The organism is Nostoc sp., assembly GCF_036917465.1.
Classification (GTDB): Bacteria; Cyanobacteriota; Cyanobacteriia; order Cyanobacteriales; family Nostocaceae; genus Nostoc.
Window position 1 is genome coordinate 1 of the sequence record NZ_JBALDL010000056.1, and the last position, 20,611, is coordinate 20,611.

General features: G+C 41.4%; 21 protein-coding genes. 7 read left to right on the forward strand and 14 right to left on the reverse strand.

The window, feature by feature from the left end; genetic code table 11:
• Window positions 1-223 precede the first annotated feature (223 nt).
• Window positions 224-1,705, reverse strand: a complete 1,482-nt coding sequence (locus V7K38_RS11510) for a GTP-binding protein (protein ID WP_334857873.1) — start codon at window positions 1,703-1,705, stop codon at window positions 224-226.
• A gap of 239 nt (window positions 1,706-1,944) precedes the next feature.
• Here V7K38_RS11510 and tpiA point away from each other — a divergent pair, with 239 nt between their 5' ends.
• Together tpiA and folP are read left to right on the forward strand one after the other, a co-directional pair.
• Window positions 1,945-2,676: a triose-phosphate isomerase gene (gene tpiA / locus V7K38_RS11515; protein WP_334857939.1), complete on the forward strand. Its 732-nt coding sequence runs from the start codon at window positions 1,945-1,947 to the stop codon at window positions 2,674-2,676.
• Between the two features lie 53 nt (window positions 2,677-2,729).
• Window positions 2,730-3,590, forward strand: coding sequence for a dihydropteroate synthase (gene folP, locus V7K38_RS11520; RefSeq protein ID WP_334857874.1), 861 nt, complete (start codon window positions 2,730-2,732; stop codon window positions 3,588-3,590).
• Here the strand turns inward: folP and V7K38_RS11525 are convergent.
• The 5 genes from V7K38_RS11525 to psbH form a co-directional block, all read right to left on the reverse strand.
• Entirely contained in the window at window positions 3,587-4,429 is an 843-nt protein-coding gene (locus V7K38_RS11525) for an SPFH domain-containing protein (protein ID WP_334857876.1), read from the reverse strand. The two genes, folP and V7K38_RS11525, sit on opposite strands and share 4 nt — an antisense overlap.
• A 72-nt stretch (window positions 4,430-4,501) precedes the next feature.
• On the reverse strand, window positions 4,502-4,630 hold the full coding sequence (locus V7K38_RS11530; RefSeq protein ID WP_334857877.1) for a hypothetical protein: 129 nt from the start codon (window positions 4,628-4,630) through the stop codon (window positions 4,502-4,504).
• A 252-nt stretch (window positions 4,631-4,882) separates the two neighbouring features.
• Entirely contained in the window at window positions 4,883-5,524 is a 642-nt protein-coding gene (gene pth, locus V7K38_RS11535; protein WP_334857879.1) for an aminoacyl-tRNA hydrolase, read from the reverse strand.
• Between the two features lie 132 nt (window positions 5,525-5,656).
• The gene (locus tag V7K38_RS11540; RefSeq protein WP_265269869.1) at window positions 5,657-5,929 is read right to left on the reverse strand and encodes a TatA/E family twin arginine-targeting protein translocase; all 273 of its coding nucleotides are present in this window, start codon (window positions 5,927-5,929) and stop codon (window positions 5,657-5,659) included.
• Window positions 5,930-6,078: 149 nt separating this feature from the next.
• On the reverse strand, window positions 6,079-6,282 hold the full coding sequence (gene psbH / locus V7K38_RS11545) for a photosystem II reaction center phosphoprotein PsbH (RefSeq protein ID WP_334857880.1): 204 nt from the start codon (window positions 6,280-6,282) through the stop codon (window positions 6,079-6,081).
• 85 nt (window positions 6,283-6,367) lie between these two features.
• Between psbH and psbN the strand changes: the two genes are divergently transcribed.
• On the forward strand, window positions 6,368-6,499 hold the full coding sequence (psbN, locus tag V7K38_RS11550; RefSeq protein WP_179068265.1) for a photosystem II reaction center protein PsbN: 132 nt from the start codon (window positions 6,368-6,370) through the stop codon (window positions 6,497-6,499).
• 71 nt (window positions 6,500-6,570) lie between these two features.
• Here psbN and V7K38_RS11555 read toward each other — a convergent pair whose 3' ends face one another.
• Window positions 6,571-9,807, reverse strand: a complete 3,237-nt coding sequence (locus tag V7K38_RS11555) for an alpha-mannosidase (RefSeq protein ID WP_334857881.1) — start codon at window positions 9,805-9,807, stop codon at window positions 6,571-6,573.
• Between the two features lie 87 nt (window positions 9,808-9,894).
• Between V7K38_RS11555 and V7K38_RS11560 the strand changes: the two genes are divergently transcribed.
• The 3 genes from V7K38_RS11560 (at window position 9,895) to V7K38_RS11570 (ending at window position 13,749) form a co-directional block, all read left to right on the forward strand.
• Window positions 9,895-11,544 (forward strand): hypothetical protein, encoded by a 1,650-nt coding sequence (locus tag V7K38_RS11560; protein WP_334857883.1) that lies wholly within the window; start codon window positions 9,895-9,897, stop codon window positions 11,542-11,544.
• A gap of 277 nt (window positions 11,545-11,821) precedes the next feature.
• On the forward strand, window positions 11,822-12,787 hold the full coding sequence (locus V7K38_RS11565; protein ID WP_334857884.1) for a class I SAM-dependent methyltransferase: 966 nt from the start codon (window positions 11,822-11,824) through the stop codon (window positions 12,785-12,787).
• Window positions 12,788-12,831: 44 nt separating this feature from the next.
• On the forward strand, window positions 12,832-13,749 hold the full coding sequence (locus tag V7K38_RS11570; RefSeq protein ID WP_334857885.1) for an alpha/beta hydrolase: 918 nt from the start codon (window positions 12,832-12,834) through the stop codon (window positions 13,747-13,749).
• 53 nt (window positions 13,750-13,802) lie between these two features.
• Here the strand turns inward: V7K38_RS11570 and V7K38_RS11575 are convergent, their stop codons facing one another.
• From V7K38_RS11575 to mnmE, 3 genes are all read right to left on the reverse strand, one after another.
• On the reverse strand, window positions 13,803-14,123 hold the full coding sequence (locus V7K38_RS11575; protein WP_334857887.1) for a hypothetical protein: 321 nt from the start codon (window positions 14,121-14,123) through the stop codon (window positions 13,803-13,805).
• Window positions 14,124-14,174: 51 nt separating this feature from the next.
• Window positions 14,175-14,945, reverse strand: a complete 771-nt coding sequence (locus V7K38_RS11580) for an SDR family NAD(P)-dependent oxidoreductase (RefSeq protein WP_334857889.1) — start codon at window positions 14,943-14,945, stop codon at window positions 14,175-14,177.
• A gap of 312 nt (window positions 14,946-15,257) precedes the next feature.
• The gene (gene mnmE, locus V7K38_RS11585; RefSeq protein ID WP_334857890.1) at window positions 15,258-16,652 is read right to left on the reverse strand and encodes a tRNA uridine-5-carboxymethylaminomethyl(34) synthesis GTPase MnmE; all 1,395 of its coding nucleotides are present in this window, start codon (window positions 16,650-16,652) and stop codon (window positions 15,258-15,260) included.
• Window positions 16,653-16,881: 229 nt separating this feature from the next.
• Between mnmE and V7K38_RS11590 the strand changes: the two genes are divergently transcribed.
• On the forward strand, window positions 16,882-17,082 hold the full coding sequence (locus V7K38_RS11590; protein ID WP_334857892.1) for a hypothetical protein: 201 nt from the start codon (window positions 16,882-16,884) through the stop codon (window positions 17,080-17,082).
• Window positions 17,083-17,121: 39 nt separating this feature from the next.
• Here V7K38_RS11590 and V7K38_RS11595 read toward each other — a convergent pair whose 3' ends face one another.
• The 4 genes from V7K38_RS11595 to V7K38_RS11610 all read right to left on the reverse strand — a co-directional run bounded on the left by V7K38_RS11595 (window position 17,122) and on the right by V7K38_RS11610 (window position 20,566).
• Window positions 17,122-17,811: a Uma2 family endonuclease gene (locus tag V7K38_RS11595; RefSeq protein ID WP_334857894.1), complete on the reverse strand. Its 690-nt coding sequence runs from the start codon at window positions 17,809-17,811 to the stop codon at window positions 17,122-17,124.
• A 258-nt stretch (window positions 17,812-18,069) separates the two neighbouring features.
• Complete coding sequence (locus V7K38_RS11600; RefSeq protein ID WP_334857896.1) at window positions 18,070-18,330, reverse strand: hypothetical protein; 261 nt, start codon at window positions 18,328-18,330, stop codon at window positions 18,070-18,072.
• Window positions 18,331-18,346: 16 nt separating this feature from the next.
• On the reverse strand, window positions 18,347-18,883 hold the full coding sequence (locus tag V7K38_RS11605) for a hypothetical protein (RefSeq protein ID WP_334857897.1): 537 nt from the start codon (window positions 18,881-18,883) through the stop codon (window positions 18,347-18,349).
• A 51-nt stretch (window positions 18,884-18,934) separates the two neighbouring features.
• Window positions 18,935-20,566, reverse strand: a complete 1,632-nt coding sequence (locus tag V7K38_RS11610) for a mucoidy inhibitor MuiA family protein (RefSeq protein WP_334857899.1) — start codon at window positions 20,564-20,566, stop codon at window positions 18,935-18,937.
• Window positions 20,567-20,611 lie beyond the last annotated feature (45 nt).

Consider the following 20,611-nt stretch of genomic DNA (forward strand, 5'->3'; position numbering starts at 1 on the left):
CTGCCAAGTTCAAAGGTCGGACTGCCAAGTTCAAAGGTCGGACTGCCAAGTTCAAAGGTCGGACTGCCAAGTTCAAAGGTCGGACTGCCAAGTTCAAAGGTCGGACTGCCAAGTTCTCTGCTCAAAAACTTGGCTTCGATCGCTAAAGTAATAATAAACCCTGAATACCGAGAGAGTCCCCAATCCCCAATCCCCAATCCCCAGTCCCCACTCCCCACTCACCTTATTTCCTCAGTTTTACTTTATGGAGCAATTCATCTTTAATCCGGTTGAGAATTGAAGTTTCATCCAGGTTTGCCAAAATGCGATTAATCACTGCTTTCGGCCCATCAGGCCCCCAAGTCGCACCGTTGGCTAAATAAACTTTGGTAACTTGTCCAATACCGTAAGAAGAAACACCAGCGACTCCCCCTTGGGTCAGCGCAACTGATATGTAAGGGCCAAGGGCAACACCTGCGGTAGCTGTTGCAGAGATCCCAAGTAAAGTTTTCAATCCACTCAAGCCCAAATTTGCCAGTAGTTCACTAGCACCAATTCCGCCCATACTCAGGGCGATTTTTTGTAGCAGTTGTACGGCTCCGGCTTCGGTCATAGAGAAGCCATAGAGCTTAGATAAACCCAAAATCAGAGCAATATCAATAACCACACTACTCAGAATATCTACCACAGTTACAGGATTAAGTGCGATCGCTAATGCCTTAGTCATCACAGCCTTCCAAATCAACTGATTAGCATTTTGTTCCCGAATCATCAGTTTTCGTTCTATCAACTGCTCATTTACAACGTCCGCATAAAGCATGGTATTAAGAGCAACCAAGGCTTTACCCTCACGATGTAAAATCTCCAAGATTTTCAGCTTCAGTTCCTCTACTTGGGCGTTTCCTGTACGCAACTGTATGCCTCTAGTACCATCAGGGCGACGAATTGCCGTTTTCAGCAATGGCGATGCCGCAGCCATGACAATTTCTAAAGGTGTGAGTAATTCCCGCACCCTTTCATCCCGGATTTTGTGATAAATTGCCATTCTGTCTGCTTCTGGATACTGGTCTACTTTGTTAAACACCAGCACGATCGGTTTACCTGCTTCGCGCAACTGAGAAAGAGCGGCGTATTCTAACTTCGTCATGTCCCCAGAGATCACAAACAGAATCAAATCTGCTTGTTTGGCAATCTGTTCAGCTAAAGCGGCACGGGTTGCACCATCAACTTCGTCTAACCCAGGAGTATCAATTAATTCCACCTGCGATTGACCTACACCAGGGAGAGTAACCCGGAAAGTCCGTTCAGTTTCTCCAATCGCTTCCTCACTAATACTCCAATTAACAGTTTGTGCAATCTGGGTGACACCGTGCAGCGGCCCTGTTTCAAATACTGTTTGTCCAACCAAAGAATTGAGTAACGAAGACTTACCACGTCCTACCATGCCAAAAGCCGCAATTTGCACCACCATCCGGTCTAACTTCCCCAACATGGTTTCCAAATCAGCAATTTCCGTTTCCAATCCGGTTTTTTCTTGGGGGGTAAGGTCGAGATTGACTACCAAGTTTCGCAGCGCCGTTTGTGCTTGTTTATAATTCAGTTCTGTCTGAATGTCTTCAAAACTGAAAATAGCATTATCTAGTTCTTCCTCCCAACTAGGAGAATTTGCTTCAGTGTTAGCAGAATCGCTTTGATGAGGTTCAGGCACAGGCAATATCGAAGTCATATTAATTTTAGATTTTAGATTTTAGATTTTAAATTTTAGATTTTTAAATTTTAGATACAGTTCATTTACTATCCTAGTTATTTTTATGAGGGGTTTAGCGAGATGATGCAGACAAAGAAGACAAGGGGAATTAAATATGCCCAATGCCCAATGCCCAATTTATAGACTAATGGCTAACAAAAAGTCATAAACTGAAAAATGCATCTAAATAGCACGTTAGAATCTTGACTAAATTACCTGTGCGGAAAATCGTTATTGCCGGCAACTGGAAAATGTTCAAAACCCAGGCAGAAACCCAGGAGTTTTTACAAGGATTTCTGCCCCACTTAGAGGAAACCCCCCAAGGGCGAGAAGTGATATTATGCCCTCCTTTCACTGATTTAAGTGTTTTGTCCAAGACTTTGCACGGTAGCCTCATCCAACTGGGCGCACAAAATATCCATTGGGAAGAATTTGGAGCCTATACGGGTGAAATTTCTGGCCCAATGCTGAGAGAAAGTGGTGTGCGCTTTGTGATTGTCGGTCATAGTGAACGACGGCAATACTTTGGTGAAACGGACGCAACCGTTAATCTGCGCCTCCGAACTGCTCAAAGGTTTGGTTTGACTCCAATTCTCTGTGTTGGCGAAACTAAACAACAACGAGATGCAGGAGAAACCGAATCACTGATTGCTCTCCAACTTGACAAAGGTTTGGTAGATATAGATCAGAATAATTTGGTGATTGCTTATGAGCCAATTTGGGCAATTGGCACTGGTGAAACTTGTGAAGCGGTGGAAGCTAATCGAATAATTGGCTTAATTCGGAGCCAGTTGAGTAATCCAAATGTATCAATTCAATATGGTGGCTCAGTCAAGCCAAATAATATTGATGAAATCATGGCTCAACCAGAAATCGATGGCGTTTTAGTGGGAGGAGCAAGTTTAGAACCTGAAAGTTTCGCTCGGATTGTGAATTTTCATTTAGTGTAATATGCCTTCTTTTCGTTCCCATGCTTTGCATGGGAATGCCTAATGTAGTATTTATGCCAAGCAACTTAATAATTCGAGAACGCTGTTTCGAGTGGGGACAGCAAACTTATTTAATGGGTATTTTGAATATAACGCCTGATAGTTTTAGTGATGGGGGTGAGTTTAACACTACCTCTGCTGCTTTAGTACAGGCGCAAGCACTGGTAGCGGCTGGTGCTGACATGATCGATGTGGGCGGCCAATCAACGAGGCCAGGGGCAAAACAAATAACTCTGACTGAGGAACTTGAGCGGGTGTTATCGGTGCTACAGGTGCTAAGACCAGAAATTTCAGTCCCGATTTCTGTAGATACAACCCGTGCGGCTGTAGCCAGGGCATCTGTAGAAGCTGGAGCAGATATTATTAATGATATTTCTGGCGGCACTTTTGACTCAGAAATGTTGCCAACAGTTGCAGAGTTAAGTGTGCCGATTATTTTAATGCACATCCGGGGGACACCACAGACGATGCAAAAACAGACTGATTATCAAGATTTGCTCAAAGACATTTCTAATTTTTTGGCTCGACAAATTGAGGTAGCAACTGCTGCGGGCATTGACCGGGATAAAATTATTATCGATCCTGGTGTTGGTTTTGCTAAGAACTATGAGCAAAATTTAGAAATTTTTCGCGGCTTGCGATCGCTAACGACACTCAACTGCCCTATCTTGGTAGGAGCATCTCGTAAAAGTTTCATTGGTCGCATTTTAAATCAACCAGATCCCAAAGCACGAGTTTGGGGAACGGCAGCAGCTTGTTGTGCTGCTATTTTCAATGGCGCTGATATCCTTCGAGTTCACGATGTTCAAGAAATGCGGGATGTTTCCCTAGTAGCCGATGCCCTACTGAGACAAACAGCACACCTTGACTCTTAAGTATTACCATTTTCGTGTTTTTTGCCGTTACCTTCTGTAATTGCCGACTCAGCTATCAATTCCTGAAACATTTCTGTTGAGTTAGCTGGGTCTACAAAGACAATTTTGGCATTACTGCTCTCACCAAGTTTTTGGCTGGCATCTACGTAATCTTGAGCCACAAGATACCGCAAAATATCTCTACTATCGGGATTGGAACGGAGAGCTTGAGAAATGATTTGCACTGAAGCCATAGTTCCTTCTGCTTTCTTAATAGCAGCTTCTTTTTCCCCTTCTGCTTCGGTAATCACCGCCCGTTTTTTGATTACAGCCGCTTGCTCCTCTTCCCTAGACTTTCGTACACTCTCAGGTAGGGTAATTCTCTGAAGGTCTAACCGCATAATCTCAACTCCCCAATCTGCCGTTATACCATTTAACTCGAATAAGAGGGCTGAGTGCATCTCTAGTCTAGAGACATTGGTCTGCTCCAGGGTGTTCTGGGCAATGACTTCCCGGAGCGTTGTTGTAGCCACCTGTGTCAGCGCCCCTTGCAGATCCTCAATAGCATAAAAGCTTTTCTCAATATCTTTAATACGCCAGTACACAACAGCGTCCACTTCCACAGAAATATTATCTTGGGTGATCACCTCTTGAGGCTTAATGTCTAAAATTTGCTCTCGTGTAGTATCTTCCATCACAACCTGATCTACCAAGGGAACAATAAAGTTCAGCCCTGGTTTAAGTTTCCGATGATACCGCCCCAAGCGTTCGACTAGGGCTTCATTACCTTGATTAATCAGTTTTGCAGAACCTAATGCATAACCTATAAGGGCTAAAACTATAGCAATAATTGGCTCCATGTATGCTCCTATTTAGCTTTCGGGAGAATTTAGTGTCAAAGATATGCTACTAGCTTGTCATATCTTTAGAGTTTAATGTTTTAAGCCTGTAATTTTATGAACGCTAGCAGCGATGTCGAGTCGCTGCGCGTCTTGTACATATTTTGTAAGTAAAACTATTTTGCGGAATGCGTAGAAGCTCTGCTTCTTGTCGTTAGACATCGCTATTAAAGCATCTCGATCGCACCCTGGCAAGGATTAATTCATGTAATCAACATTACTTGTACTGATATCTTCAGACAGGCTCTAATTACATGCAGTATATTCACTGAAATTTAATTAATAGGACTTACGCAAAACTACACGCGGTAGGGGCAATTCATGAATTGCCCCTACCTGAGAATAAGCGGTTGGGCTATTTTTTACGTAAGTACTGAACTTAACGAACGTAAAATCTCGTAGTTATTTAAAAACCTAAGACTCAGAATTATTAATGGTGCGGCTATTACAAACATTCATCGCCTTTTCTACTCCCTGCTTGAGGCTTAGTTCAATACACTCAACCACGAACTGAAGTACAAATGACATCTGCTGATTTTCGGCGGCGGAAAATCGCCCCAGAACGTGGGAGACAGTATCAGAATCATCGTTATTAACTGCAACTTTGGGTTTTCCAATACCGATTCGCAAACGGGGAAAGTTTTGGGTACTAAGATGTGCGATCGCGCTTTTCATGCCGTTATGTCCCCCAGCCGAACCAGATAAACGCAGCCGAGTTTTTCCCAAGGGCAAATCCATATCGTCATAAATTATCAGCACTGACTCAGGCGGCAATTTATACCAACTTGTCACCGCTTGGATTGCTTGCCCTGAGCGATTCATATAAGTTAACGGCTTTAGTAAGCGAATCTTACCTCCACCTGGGGCGATACCCTCGCCATACTCACCCTGAAACTTGCGGTTTTCTCCCAAGGAAATGCGCCAAGAACGGCAAAGAGTTTCCACAGCAGCAAAGCCGATATTATGGCGAGTTTGGTCGTACTTGCTTTCTGGATTCCCCAACCCGACAATTAGCTGGGGAATCACCAAAGCTGGTTGCGTAGAAGCTTCTGTCATTTTGCCTACAGTCAATTGATATGCAGCATTCTTCTAGTACTCTGTCTGATTAATTTTGATGAGTTTGTAGTAAGCACTTAAGTGCTTAAAAAAATCCAGGACTTTAGTCCTTACTACGAACTTGACAGATTACTAGCTAGGTTGAGAAGAACTAGTAGTATCCTGCTCCGATTTAGCAGGGTAGATTTGCTTAGGTTCCAATTCAGCAGTAGTCTTGACAGCTTCTTCTAACTGTTCTGCTTCTTTTTGAAACTCGGTTTGAAACTCCTTAGAAGCTTCTTGAAAACTACGAATTGTTTTGCCCACACTCCGACCAATTTCTGGTAGCTTCTTTGGGCCAAAGATTAACAGCGCTACCACCATAATTACACCCATTTCTGGCAGACCGATACCAAATATATTCATTTTTGTCTCCTGTAAACTATAGAACCACTACAGAAACCCATATATTATAAGAATACTCAATGGTTAGTGTGGACTGAGCATTAACAAAAAAACCCGGAAGAACCGGGTGTAACTTAACTTGTTATCCAAATTTGATAGCGGTATATGTGTTAGCGTCCTAAACTCCGCCAATCAACATTTACATCCTGAATTAACAGTGATCTATTGTAAAGTTGCAGAATAATTAGGAGAAATACCAAAAATAGCGCCATAAAAACAGCCATCACAGGGGTAGTACCCCAACCTGGAGCCACTTTTCCATACTCAGAGTTAAGTGGTTTTAGGATATCTCCCAACCTAGTCCTTTGTGCCATAGTTCACCTAATATTACTTGCCAAAGCTTTTTTTAATCTTCTGTAATATTCTATAAGAATAGCACTCATCATCTATCTCTCAATTATGGAACCCGCAATAGTTCTTAGCATTTCTATGGCTGCCGTGGTGGTTGTCATCACTGTACTGTCGATTTATACCTCCTTTGGCCCTCCTAGCAAGCAATTGAACGATCCATTTGATGACCACGAAGATTAAAAATTGGTCATTGGTTTGTGGTTTGTGGTTTGTGGAAAACCACAACTGGTTACTGATACAGCAATAGTGGCTTACTCCAGTCTGGGATTAATCTCTGGGATTACCTTGAAACTAGCGATTTTCCAAGGCTGGATTGTTAATATTTGTTGCTGAGATGAGAATTCAGTGGTAGAAGAACGCTCTAACAAATCTACTGTATCTCCTAGATACAATCCTAAATCAGTTTGCAAAGATAACTCGGCTGTTTCTCCGTGACATTCATAACACCGCAGAATTAACTGTTGTGCGTCATCTTCGGATGGCTTCAAGGCCATCAAGATTAAATTTTCAGATGATAAATCTAGGAAACTCACCCCCAACCCATCTTTACCAGCAGAGAGGAGAGGATTTTCAGGTGGGTTTTCATTAATAGGATTCAATATGACTTGTAACGGTATATTCAATTCATAGCCACGCCGTACCGTATGGGCTGATTCCCAGCTATCAGTATGAGGATACAAAGTATATGTAAACTCATGAAAACCTTTATCAGCCTCTGAGTCTGGCCAATTAGGACTGCGTAAGAGTGTCAAACGGAGTTGATTTGGTTTGCTGTCGTAACCATATTTACAATCATTCAACAAACTAACTCCGTAAATACCCTCCTGTGTTTCTGTTGTCAAATCAGCCCAACGCAAAGCGGGGACTTCCCATTTTGCTTGTTCTGCGGGGGTTTGTAATTTAGTTGAACGGCGAATAGCACCACAGGGAATTTCATAAGTAGCAAAATCTGCTTCGATATTAAGAGGAAAAGCAGCTTTCACCAATACATGATTTTCTTGCCAATTGACAGTAGTAGCTATCTTCAGCAGAGACGAACCAACTTGCAGAATATAGTCTTGACAAAATTCCGATTCACCCAACTGACGCACCACGCGCACACGACTTTGTACTGGCCCTTGTTGTAACCATTGAATAGATTGAAGATTTGTTGAGGGTAAGGGATGTTGAGCGTAATTGGGGTCTATATTCCAAGCATCCCAATATTGACCGCTATCTTTAAAAGCTTGTAGTTGATTCCCCACACCACTCAAAACTTCTCGTCGATCAGTTTTATCAAAAACACTTGATAAATCTCCCGTATCAGGATCGATGACAACTCGTAAGAATTCATTTTCTAAAATCCAGTCTGGGAGGAGTGGGGGAGATGGGGGAGATGAGGGGGATGAGGGGGAAAGCCAAAATATGCGGTAGCCTACGGGTGGTATTTCGCTGGCGAGAAATAGTAGGGTTGATGGTTCAGATAATTGGGAGACAAGCTGGTTTCCTGAAGTATCGTAAATCTGCCATTTCTCTGGTGTGGGTAAGGCTAGAGAGACTACCTCCGAACGCTGCCAATTGAGAGAATTGAAAACGAAAATAGGCAAACTATCTGGTTTTGGTGGTTCTGATCGGGTAATGTGAGATGCGATCGCAAAAAGTGATTCTTGTAATATCTTCGTTCCGACTTGTTCCACTTGCTGCCACTGGGGTAATGCATCTGTGTAAACCTGAGTAATTGAAGAACCAGGTAAGATATCGTGAAACTGTTGAAATAACACTTGTTTCCAAGCTGCTTCGATTTCCGCTTTAGGATATGTCAAGCCACAGCTTACGGTTGCCAAGGTAGCAAATAATTCAGCTTCATATAATAAATTTTCACAACGACGATTCCAACGTTTTTGATCTGCGTGGGTAGTGTAGCAACCGCGATGGAATTCTAAGTATAGTTCGTCATTCCAAGTAGGGAAGGAATGGGAGGATGGGAGAGAATTATCACTACTGATAGAAGCGCTGAATCGCGTCTCTGCGATTTGCTGTAAATACTTTTCAGCCGTTATGAATTCTAAATTTGGGAAGAAAGGCGACTTTTGCCAGCGTTGGGCGATTTCTAACATATCACGAGTGGGGCCGCCACCGTGGTCGCCGACACCAGGAAGCCAGAGTGATTGTGATAAACCAGTTTGGGATTGCCATTCCAGAGCATAAGATGCCATTTTAACAGGGTCAATGCTTTCACCGATGGGTGCAGACATCAAACTAAAGACTTCGCTACCATCAGGCGATCGCCACCAAAAAGCCCCATAATCAAATTTAGTAGTATCATTCCACCGCAACTTCTGAGTAACAAAATACTCAATTCCGGCATTAGCGAAAAACTGCGGTAAAGTTGCACAGAAGCCAAAAGAATCTGGAACCCATACTATAGTTGAAAGCTGGCCAAACTTTTCCTGAATATAGCGTTGACCATACAATAGTTGACGGACTATTGATTCGCCAGAAATTAAATTGAGTTCCGGTTCCACCCACATCCCGCCGACAACTTCCCAACGTCCAGCAGCTACCTGTGCTTGAATCGCCTGAAACAAATCTGGGCGATGTTCCTCAATCCAAGCAAAAAGTGCGGGAGTGGAATGGCAGAAAATTAACTCAGGAAAATCTTCTTGCAACTTCAGAACCGACTCAAACGTCTTTTGCGCCGCATTCCAAGTTTCACTCACAGGCCATAACCATGCTAAATCTAAGTGAGCATGACCCAATAAGTAAATTTTAGATTTTTGATCCCCCCAACCCCCCTTTTTAAGGGGGGCTAAAATGTCCGATTGAGTTAAATTTTGGCGTAGCGACAAAAACGATCTTACTAACTCTTCCTCCGTGTCCTCTGCGCCTTGGCGGTTCGTAACCTCCCCCACCATCATCGCCAAAACATCCAACTTCTCCGGCGCAAACCTTTCTAAATAAAGTTGCACCACAGCTAATTCATCAGCAACAAAACCCGGATCGGGATTATTATCAATAGTAGACTCATAAACTAGGAGCGATCGCACTAAAGCACCATCACAATGTACCGGACTCACTAACCGTAAAGCCACAATAAACTCTTCCCCTGGTGTCACCCCCTGACTGAGAAGCACTCTAGGCGAACAATCAAATAAATCACCCTCCAGCACCAACTCGCCATTCACATAAATCTCGGCAGAATCTGCCCACCAAAGCAGGGACAACCGCAAAGATAACCCAGCTAAAGGATAACCCTGTAAATCTTGGGGTACTACCAATTTTTGCACTAGCCATAGCACTTTTTTCCCGCCTGTCCAAGCGATATGTTCTTTAGCATTCAACTGAACAGGTTGCCAATGAGACAAATTATCAGCCACAACATCAGTAATAATCAGGTCAGATTCCTGGTATAGCCAACTAGACTGAACATTAACTTGACAAAAAGAGCGCAGTTGCTCAATTGCTTGTGAGATGATTTTGGTATGAGATTGAGAGACAGTCGGGGTCATATATTCGCTAAGATTAGGTGTTGGTTGTTTTTATTGTTTGGCGCGAGTCTCACAACTTAACAAGACTTGAACTAAAAAATTACTACTATGTCTTCTGGTTCCTCTGGTCGTTATCAAAGCAGACTATTTAACTTTGTCCACCAGCAATCTCGGCGGGTGACACAACAGTGGGAACACACCTTCCGGCATTTACAAGTTGCCACTAAGTGGGGTGTGGAGGTACTACTTTACCCAGTGTATCTACTGTTTCAGTCATCTGAATCATCTGGCAAAACGCTACAGACCAAAGAACCACAAACTAGACTAAAGTTACAACCAAATGATACCGATTTCCAGCCCGAAACTCCAAATGCTGACAGTCCTATTCAAAAAGTACTAGAAGCCGCTAATTTTCTGTTGTCAGATGAAACCGTCTCTACTCCTGAAAAAACACCTGAACCTTTCAATGCTTTGGCTTTATTGGGAGTTTTACGGCTGAAATTCGTTAATAATAATTTCACAAATAACCTAAGCCTGACTCAAGCCTCAACGATTACAGAAAATAAAGCGGAAATTCTCAACCCTTCACACTTAGAAAGTTTCCTTGTTCCGCATTTTCCAGTAGTACGAGGTATTGCTACAAATTTGAGCAATCGTAGTTTAGTGCTTGTTAGTATCGACAATGAAATTCTAGATGTTTTGACACCCCAGCAGCAAGCAAAATTAGAAAATAGAATTATTAACGAAGTTGCTAATTACTGGCAATCGTGGCAGTCGATTATAGCTAAAAAAGAAACAGAGCTATTACCACAAATTGACCGTTTATTGGCAAAACTTACTGACGGTAATACAACTAAAATTCCAGTTTTATCTGAGGGGATATCAAAGGATTTACTTAATACAGAGAGATTATTAGCATTTCTAGATATAGCTGTTGCTAAATTGGAATCAAATGCTTTAGTACCTGTGCAAGAACGTAGCCAGGAAATTGTTCAAGTTGCCCAAACTCAGTTAAACATATTTCTTTATGGCAAAGAGCAATTAGCGGCTAGGCGAGAAATAGCAACCACTGTTGATGGATTGGAAACTCATACACTAAATATTCAGGCTTTGATTGAAGCGGCACTTAATTACTTTTTTGGCGTTGGTAATAAAAGAACACTTGAGCCAACAGCTAATGATGAGCAATTGCCAGATAAACTATTCTCATCAAGCTTTAGAAAAGCTTTGCCAAAAAGCTCTGTGATAAATAACCAGGATTTAGGTATTGATCCTTGGCTAACATGGAATGATTTATTTGGGGATACTGAAACCGTTGCTGACAAATCAGTTAGAATTTCTCAAATTCAAAATCCTGCTTTAGCTGCAAGTTTATCAGCAGGGCCTTTTCCACAAAAGAATTTAATTGTAAAACAGCCTAAAATCGGATCTGGTTTGCTGCAAAGAAAACAAGCAACTAGTAATCTTGCTTCCAGCCAAAAAACATCTAGAAAAATTGCTTCTGCAAAACAAACCCAAGCCGGCATTTCTAAGACTAAAAGCAAGAGTGGTAAAGGGGAATTGCAACAGCAGTTTCATCAACAAAGCAGCCAAGTTGAAGCACAACCAGACTGGATAGAAACTAAAGCAACTTCAACAGGCTATGAGAAACATCCCTTAGAACAAATTCTAGAATGGGTTGATTATGGTATGCTCTGGTTAGAAGAAAGATTTGTAAGAATTTTTCAGTCTTTACGACAACTATGGCAGGGGAAATAATACTAGTTCGTAATCTAAGACAGCAGATTTAATCCTGGTTTACAGCTTTATATCTGTAACCTAGTTTTGGAAAATTGGTATAAGCTAGAAGATATTTTTTAATAACCTATTATAATATTCAGAATTATTCAGAATTCAAGAGCCAGAATAATTAAAGCCTCCTTGCGGGAAGATTACTTTGGTGTGAGCGTTTTGTCGAATATTTTAAAATATTCGGCTACAGTCAATGTGAAAGAATCAGGATAAAATTTGATGAATCAATATATGAATCACGATAATGACTGAAAATGTTTTAAATAAATGTCCTATTTGTGGTAATGAAGGAATCCATATCCGTTCATTGTCTAGAAACAATATTATGAGCGAATTAGAAGATTATTTTGCCGAAAAGCCTCCAGAAAAAATTGAAATAATAAACTATGAGATACAGCAATGTAAAAATTGCTCACTTGAATATGCTTTCCCTTTGAAAGCAGGTAGCCAGTCATTTTACCAATGGGTTACTACTAGAGTAGGTTATTATCCAGAATCTAGATGGGAATGGTTGCCTGTAATTGAACAAATAAATCAGCAAGAAAAACAGAATTTGATTTCTATCTTAGATGTCGGCTGTGGAGGAGGTAACTTTCTTGAAATTGCCAAAAAACTTTCAAATACTCGTATAGTTGGCTTGGATACAACTCCAGGATCTGTTAAAAAATGTCAGGCTAGAGGATTTGAAGTTTACTGTGAAACAATTGAGAGTTTTTACAATAAATTTTCTCATGAAAGGTTTAACTATATATTGTCTTTTCATTGCTTAGAACATATTAGTCAACCAAAGGAGTTTATTGCGTCAATGTTTTCCGTTCTTAAACCGATGGGTAGCATATTTATCAGCACTCCTTATTCACCTATGTCGGTTGAGTCAGACTGGTTTGATATATTAAATCACCCACCACATCATCTGCTACGCTGGAGTAAAAAATCTTACGAAGAACTAGCACATCAATTGGGTTGTGAGATAAAATTTTATATGCCACCTGCAAACTCTGTAATAGCAAGAGCAACAAACAATTTTAGTTTATCTAAATTTGGAAAAAATCAAACAGTATCTAAGTTGAAGTTATTCCAAGAAATTATAAAAAACCCGACTTTATTTTTGAAAATATTCTTTGAGCAATTAAGGCGCGATCGAGTTAATAGAAGTGTTGCCGCAGATATTGTATTAGTGGAATTAAAGCTCTGCTCAAAAATCAAATAGAATTTCTCTTCTTTGTTCTGAAAAATACGTAAAAAATTAACCAGATGATTAACACCGATCGCATCGTATCTCGTAAAGAAGGCAGATTTCCAGGTGTTGGAGGACTTGACCTGTATTACCAAAGCTGGCATCCAGAGGGTAAAGTACGGGCAATATTAGCGATTGTGCATGGACTTGGAGCGCACAGCGATCGCTACAGTAATGTAATTCAGCATTTGATACCCAAACAATATGCTATCTATGGCTTAGACTTGCGTGGTCATGGACGCTCACCAGGTCAGCAAGGCTATATCAATGCTTGGAGTGAGTTTCGAGAAGATTTGGGAGCCTTTTTAGAGTTAATTCAGACTCAGAATCCTGGATGCCCAATTTTTCTTTTGGGTCATAGTTTAGGCGGGGTGATTGTCTTAGATTATATTCTGCGTTATCCCCAACAAGCATCAGTTTTGCAAGGTGCGATCGCTCTTGCGCCAACCTTGGGGAAAGTTGGGATTTCACCGATTCGAGTGCTTTTAGGAAAAATGCTCTCACGGGTGTGGCCGCGTTTTACCCTGAATACAGGTATTGACATCAGTGCTGGTTCACGAGATCCGCAGGTTTTAGCCGCGATCGCTCATGATACACTGCGACATACCCTAGCTACTGCCCGTCTAGCTACAGAATTTTTTGCAACACTTGATTGGATTAATGCTAAGGCAGGTGATTGGCAATTACCATTGTTGATTCTCCACGGTAGTGCAGATCGAGTGGCTTTACCTGCGGGAAGTGAAATTTTTTATCAACGGGTAAATTATACAGATAAGCTGAGAATTGAGTATCCAGGAGCCTATCATGAAATTCAGCGTGACCTCAATTATCGAGAGGTAATGGCTGATTTGGAAAATTGGTTAGAGCGACATCTATCACCTGAAACAGCGCAGTTAAGAAGGGGAAGTGGTGAGTTAGAGTTTCCTAATTCTTAGGTTTTAGTATCGCATCTACTTCTATCAAACAGGCGATCGCATATTAAGCAGAGTCAGTTATCTGAAAAATATGTTGCTGAGGATAGAGAGTTTTTGCTAACCAAGATAGGCTCTCCCTTTATTCCTCCACGAGTAAGAGTACAAATCTTATAAAGGTTTTCGCACTCAAAGATTGCCATAACTAGCTCTTTTCCGGTTTGATAAGAGGATGGTAAGGGTTTACCTACCTCGCATTCCATATCAATTTCGCGATCGCGCCACTGTAACTTCCAAATACGCTTTTCGGCTATTGGTGCTTTGAGTGACTTAGCGATCGCACTATACACCTGCTCTGCTTTGATATCATCCTTGGCTGCTGGCACAAAAAACTTCATAGGCTGAGGTTACAAGTAACGTGAGTTTACATTAGCACCAACGTAACGTAGTTACCAAGGCAATCTGCTCCCATCCCAAGAGAAAAACTGCCCACTATCGCTTTCTTGAAGCTGTTCAATCACAGCCAATAATTGGCTAACAGTGCGTTCCACTGAGAATAATTTTTCCGCAGGTACATTTTTCTGGAAAGGACGGGAAAGGCGCGTATCAGTTGTACCAGGATGTAATGTCACTATTAATGCTTTCGGACAACTTCTTTTATACTCAATGGCCGCAGTTCTCATGAACATATTAAGTGCTGCTTTAGAAGCACGATAGCCATACCACCCACCAAGTTGATTATCGCCAATACTGCCCAATTTAGCAGAAATACTAGCAAACACACTGCGTTCTCTATGACGCAATAAAGGCAATAAATGTTTAGCTAGCAAGATAGCACCAATACTATTTATCTGAAAGTAGCGCAGCAAGTTTTCTGAATTAATTTCTCTTAAGCTTTTTTCAGGTTGCAAAGTCTCTTCATGCAACAGTCCTACACAGTTGACTACTAAATGCAGTTTGTCAACTTGATTACGTATTTTTTGAACAGCTTCAACAATCTGTAACTCATCAGTAATATCCATCTCCAAACAAATTAACTTGTCAGAGTGTTTATCTACTAAAGATAGTAACTCTTCAGCAGCATTTTTTTGGCGATATGTAGCATAAATTTTAGCTATTTTTTCATCTTGAAGCAACTTTTTTGCAAAACCTAAGCCAATGCCTTGGTTAGCTCCGACAATTAATGTATTTACAGGATTAATTTCATCAATAAAAGACATATTAATATTAGGTTACTTGTGGAAATATTTCATATTCGTAGCGAGAAACAAAATAAGCACCAACTTGTCTGTGGCTATGATAACAGAAACCAAAGCCTTCATATACTGCTCTCAGGCGCGGACGAGAAGCATCGCAAGCTAGCCATAAAATAACAAATCTGAAACTATCACCGTATCTTGTATGTTTGCTTGGCGGATTGAGATGTACATTTAGTTGGTAATTTTAGATTAGTTAAATAGGGGGTAAAAATATTAGGTTTTGCTTCGCTTCACACAACCTATGCAAATTAGCAAAAGTCGAATATTTTTGGTTTATTTACCAATACAGAACTTGCTAAAAATCCGATCCAAAACTGATTCTGTAACTTCTTCACCAGTAATTTCTCCTAGCGCCTGGATTGCACCGCGTAAATCAATTGTCCAAAAATCAAGGGGTAGTTGCTGGGCAATTGTTGCTTGTACTTGTTCCAAAGAAATTTTAGCTTGAGTTAAGGCTGCTGCTTGCCTTTGGTTAATGGCTAAATCCATATCGGCAGCTTGGACTTTCCCGGTGTTAACTATCTCTAAAATTGCTATTTCTAAAGCATCAATACCTTGATTCTGGGCGGCTGCTGTGAAAATTTTATATCTGGAATTTGGCATTTTAGATTCAAGACTTTTTCTTTCAATTTCTTCTACTAAATCGATTTTATTAATAACTAAAATTAATGGACGGTGTTGCACTTGTTCGTAAATTTCTCCATCGCCTTCCGTCCAACCGGCTGAAGCGTCGATGGTAAGCAAAACTAAATCAGCTGCATTGGCGGCACGGCGCGATCGCTCTACGCCAATTTTTTCCACTTGATCTGTTGTTTCCCGAATCCCGGCTGTATCTAGCACTTGTACGGGAATTCCCCCGACAACTAGCTGGGATTCCACCACATCGCGGGTTGTACCAGGTAAGTCTGTGACGATCGCGCGCTCGCTCTGGCTCCAAGCGTTCAATAAGCTCGACTTACCCACATTTGGCCGCCCAACAATTGCCACTTTTAAACCTGTGCGTAACAACTCACCTTTATCTTTGGTTGCCAATAATCTAGTTATTTCCACAGCAATTTTCTCGATTTCTGATATTATTGCTTTATCATCCAAAGGTGGTAAGTCTTCCTCAAAGTCAATTCGAGCTTCGATTTCTGCCAAAATATCTAAACAGTTAGCGCGTAACTGCCGGATCGGATGAGCTAATTTTCCCTGTAAACCAGATAAAGCAGTTTGGGCAGCTTGAGGCGATTTAGCTCCCACTAAATCAGCAATACCTTCGGCTTGAGTTAAATCCAATCGCCCATTTAAAAAGGCGCGGAGTGTGAATTCTCCGGGTTGAGCTAGTCTAGCACCATTTTCTAAACACAGTTGTAATACTTGCTGCACTGCCATAATTCCCCCGTGGCAATGGAATTCCACCACATCTTCACGGGTGTAAGAACGGGGTGCTTTCATGATCAGCAATAGGGCTTCATCTACCAACTGTCGCGTTTGGGGATGACGAATGTAACCGTAGAGAATCTGGTGAGTTTCCCAAACTTGTCGCCCTGGTGCGTGAAAAAGAGTTTGGGCTAGAGCCATTGCTTGAGAACCAGACACCCGCACAATACCAACACTACCCTGTTGGGGGACAATAGCAGTTGCGATCGCAGCTATAGTTCCAGTAGTAGCAAAGACTTCTGACATGAGCGCCCTTTATAAGATAGTTAGAGACGCGATTAATCGCGTCTGTACAGGAGTAAAAATCATAACTCCTAACTCATAACTCATAACTCATAACTCATAACTTTCTAATAGGATAGCAACTGGCAAGGTAAAATTTAGCTAGAGGTTAGTGCCTGATAGTAAAGAGTTAGGGGTGAATATTAGAAATCACAACTTTATAACTCATAAGTTTTAGAGAGAGGAATTTACTGTGGAGCAAAAGATTAACTGCGCTGTAGCCTGTGTTAACGGGTGTGTTTTAGAAGATAAATGCCCCAACGTCGAGTTTAGAGAGGCGGCTGCAAAATTTATTGAAGAGACTCCCCTAGACAAAATGTTGGAATTGGCACAAGAACGTCTGCGGAAAAAAATGACGGAACCGCCAAAATGGGTTTTTCCTGAAGATCCATAACATTACTGTTAACAGGCTATAAGCAAGACAGCGAGAAGCTTAAATAGTATCTGGATCTATATTTAATTCTCGCAGTTTTGCTGCCAGGCGATCGCTACGTTGCTTTTCGTGTTCAGCACGTTGCTTTTCATGTTCAGCAACTTCTTGTGGTGTAGAAATTACCTCTCCACTAGGAGTAACAAAGCGCAACTTTTCTTGATAAACACCTAAATATAAACCTAGCTGTTGACTCCACAACCAGCCTTGGGGATTTGGTTGCAACGGTTGATATTCACCATCAAGTAAATGGAACCCTGCAAATTCTAACGTTTCTGGATCAAACCAGAAATAATCTGGTGTACGAAAAATATCTTGGTAAATTTGTTTTTTTAGTCCCTTGTCAGTGTCGCCTGTGCTATCTGAGAGAATTTCTATAATTAGATTAGGATATTTACCATTTTCTTCCCAGACAACCCAACTTTTCCGGGGTTTGCGTTCAGTCCCCAATACTACAAAAAAATCTGGCCCCCGGAAGTTCTCTGATTTGCGCTGGCGTGGGCTGTAGTAGATGGTGAGATTACCCGATGCATAAAAGTCGTTGCGATTTCGCCACAACCACTCTAAGCATTGAATTAGCAGAGTCATTTGTAGTCGATGTAAGTCAGTTTCCAAAGGCGGTTCGTCACTATATAAATCCCCTGGGGGAAATATACCATCTTCTGGAGTTTCTAAATCTTGGGCTATAGACATGGCAGCAAGTGTCTAGGTACTTTAAGTGTGGAGGGCTAAATAGCATCTGGATCTATATTTAATTCTGGCAGTTTTGCCGCCAAGCGATCGCTACTTTGATGACAACCTCACAACCAAGTCTCAATTAAGGATTTATGCCTTGGCGATCGCTTCTGACTAATATTCTGCTAATTATGCTTCGCAGATAGGTTTTGCAACTTATCTGATAAATTGAGTAATCGTTACTGTGCAATTGTTGGCTATGCCACACCAAAAGATTTAGTATTTTGCCTGAACTGCAAGGTCATCCATTTGTTTGATTGCATTCCAATCAATCGCAGCAACCCACAAATTTTCTTCAGTTGAATACTGTACCATTCCCTCTACTTCTAAATCCTCACTGTATAATGTAAGCAATTTTCCGTCTTGCAATTCAATGTTTTGACAAGCTAGGTCTTCAACTGTGCCAATACAGTTTAGACGTAGGCGACCCTGATTATCAGCATTATGAAAATCAGCAAAGATTCTAGGCATATTCATAAGCTTTCTGTAATAACTATTGTTCTCTTGCTGGATTCGGATATGTGGGCGTAAGAAGATTGCTAATCTGTTCAGGAGTCAAGCCACTTAAGGTAGCATGATGTGGGCTTCTTCCTGATGTTCGGATTACATCTCCTTCTGTTTTGCGAACCTCACCTACTGTTGTAACACCAACCTGCCCATGAGGAATATTTACTGCCAGTTCTTTTACAGATAATCCTAAAGCACATTCTACAGAAATCCCAGTAATTCCGCAGGGGTGAGTTCCCATTGCACGCCTAATATCTTCTGGACGATTGCGACCTCCTCGAACCACTAATGCTTCGTTTGGAATTCTCTGCGCTAACTGAGCGTAAGGTGAATCGCCAGACTCTTCAACTAAGCGCTGAAGGTCATTAAAGTATTTCTGTAGTCTTTCTTCTTTAGTACGTTGCTTGATAGCTTCCAGTATTTGATCTTTCTTCTCACTACTACTTAGTTCGGAAGCAGAGATTTCTATGAACAGAAGATATTCTTCAATCGGATTCTTTAGATTCTCCCAATTCTCGATCATGCTTGTTAATATTTAGTTTTTTAAATTAAAAATCCTTGTTGGCGATCTTGTTTAAATATCTAACCCAACAACCATTAACTCAGGCGGATGTTCAACATTAAACTGGTAATATATCTCCCTTTTTTCCTGTGCTGGAAGAGTTAACTGCCATTCTAAAATGCCCATTTCACCCAGTTGAATTTGTGGATTACTGCGGCTGAGGCGCACTTTAATTTGCTCGTTGCGGCTAACTGGCAATTGTTCAGTTACTTTCAGATTTACTTCTTTATCAAGTAAGTTCGTAATTATCAACCGATAACTATAAGTAATCCGGCGCTGATTGCTAATCAATCTTTTGTCAACCAGACGTTCAACTAAATCTCGCTCAATTTTTAAACCTTCATCTATTCCTAAATTTAGTTTAAATTCTTGTCCGGGTGCAATATTCTCTAACTGAGTTGTGCCAATAAAAACATTGTTGCGGAAAATATTCGCTTTACCAGGTAACAAAGTCGCACCGTTGGGATTATTTTTCACATTTGCTTGCAGATAAGCAAAACTTACCAAACGCGGCATTGCCAGATAATCAAAGTTACAAGGATAATCGTCATTAAAGATTGTCGTTTTATGAGGTGCGCCATCACTGGGAATGTTACCACCACTATTTAATTTAAAGGTAACTACACTCCCTTCTTTGGATACTTCTGCTGTAACAGTTTCTGCTTGAATTAGAACATCCTCTACATCTTCATCTTCTTCCTGCCAATCTGCTCTCGCGGCAGCAGCAGGTGGATCTGGTATGCTAGGCAGCAGTGGTGGCTGGGCAGCAAATCGTCGTCGCGTTGCTAGTTGTGGACGTGGCGCATCAATATACCAGGGATCAAGTTTGGGTGGGAGAGTACCTAATCCTGGTTTAGCCGTAGAAAGGGTGAGATTTGCACCAATCCAATCTTCGCCACTGCTTTGAGTGATTTCTGCCAGGTAGCCCAAATGGACAATATCGCTGTTAGTACTGAAGCGCAAGTCATAAAGTGGAGTCCAACTAGCACGATTTACGATGTAAGACACTTCTAATTCAAATTCGCCTTCACCTGCGACTTCAACACCTACAACTATGCTTAAACTCTCTTTGGGATGGGGTGTTTGAATTTTTTGTAATGAGGCGCGGAGTACTTGTAGTTCTTTGTCTAATTCTTGCTGTTGGGTTTTGCACTCTCCAGATGCGATCGCATATTCACTATACTGGCTTCCGAGAAAGTTCAAAAAATCTAAAGTTTCGCTCAGGCTGAGATTTTTCCGAGACAAACTTTGGGCAAAGGGTTCTTCTGTTTTTTCACGTAACCCAGCGATAAAACTAGACTGCAATGCTAAAGCATCGACTTGGGCTTGTAAATGGCGTTTTTCTGCCTCTAACTGCTCAATTTGCCTTGTCAAATGTGCGACTCGCTCCGCTACAGGTTCAGTGGTGTAGATGCGATCGCTACTCACCCCCATCAAACGCACTTCCACAGTGCCTGCACCACTAACCCTGACAGACTCGGTTTCTAGAGTCTCTGGCACTGAGGTAATTACTAATTCCTGTTCAATTCCTGTTAAATCAACTACACCCCGTCGTGTAACCAATGCTCTGTCAGCATACACTGTAACAGCTACAATCTCGCTTTGTACTGTTTTGCGCCAAGATGGTATTTCCGGGTTAACCATTGCCAGTTTTCCCCCATTTTTAATTGATTCTGCTGGTTAATTGTC

Coding starts and splice junctions, on each gene's coding strand:
- V7K38_RS11580 (WP_334857889.1), bottom strand. CDS start 14,945: ATGTCTTTTATTGATGAAATTAATCCTGTAAATACATTAATTGTCGGA.
- V7K38_RS11530 (WP_334857877.1), bottom strand. CDS start 4,630: ATGTCTAACGACAAGAAGCAGAGCTTCTACGCATTCCGCAAAATAGTT.
- V7K38_RS11575 (WP_334857887.1), bottom strand. CDS start 14,123: ATGAAGTTTTTTGTGCCAGCAGCCAAGGATGATATCAAAGCAGAGCAG.
- V7K38_RS11600 (WP_334857896.1), bottom strand. CDS start 18,330: ATGAATATGCCTAGAATCTTTGCTGATTTTCATAATGCTGATAATCAG.
- V7K38_RS11525 (WP_334857876.1), bottom strand. CDS start 4,429: ATGGAGCCAATTATTGCTATAGTTTTAGCCCTTATAGGTTATGCATTA.
- V7K38_RS11610 (WP_334857899.1), bottom strand. CDS start 20,566: ATGGTTAACCCGGAAATACCATCTTGGCGCAAAACAGTACAAAGCGAG.
- V7K38_RS11605 (WP_334857897.1), bottom strand. CDS start 18,883: ATGATCGAGAATTGGGAGAATCTAAAGAATCCGATTGAAGAATATCTT.
- V7K38_RS11555 (WP_334857881.1), bottom strand. CDS start 9,807: ATGACCCCGACTGTCTCTCAATCTCATACCAAAATCATCTCACAAGCA.
- pth (WP_334857879.1), bottom strand. CDS start 5,524: ATGACAGAAGCTTCTACGCAACCAGCTTTGGTGATTCCCCAGCTAATT.
- V7K38_RS11510 (WP_334857873.1), bottom strand. CDS start 1,705: ATGACTTCGATATTGCCTGTGCCTGAACCTCATCAAAGCGATTCTGCT.
- mnmE (WP_334857890.1), bottom strand. CDS start 16,652: ATGTCAGAAGTCTTTGCTACTACTGGAACTATAGCTGCGATCGCAACT.
- V7K38_RS11565 (WP_334857884.1), top strand. CDS start 11,822: ATGACTGAAAATGTTTTAAATAAATGTCCTATTTGTGGTAATGAAGGA.
- psbN (WP_179068265.1), top strand. CDS start 6,368: ATGGAACCCGCAATAGTTCTTAGCATTTCTATGGCTGCCGTGGTGGTT.
- V7K38_RS11570 (WP_334857885.1), top strand. CDS start 12,832: ATGATTAACACCGATCGCATCGTATCTCGTAAAGAAGGCAGATTTCCA.
- V7K38_RS11540 (WP_265269869.1), bottom strand. CDS start 5,929: ATGAATATATTTGGTATCGGTCTGCCAGAAATGGGTGTAATTATGGTG.
- V7K38_RS11560 (WP_334857883.1), top strand. CDS start 9,895: ATGTCTTCTGGTTCCTCTGGTCGTTATCAAAGCAGACTATTTAACTTT.
- V7K38_RS11595 (WP_334857894.1), bottom strand. CDS start 17,811: ATGTCTATAGCCCAAGATTTAGAAACTCCAGAAGATGGTATATTTCCC.
- psbH (WP_334857880.1), bottom strand. CDS start 6,282: ATGGCACAAAGGACTAGGTTGGGAGATATCCTAAAACCACTTAACTCT.
- folP (WP_334857874.1), top strand. CDS start 2,730: ATGCCAAGCAACTTAATAATTCGAGAACGCTGTTTCGAGTGGGGACAG.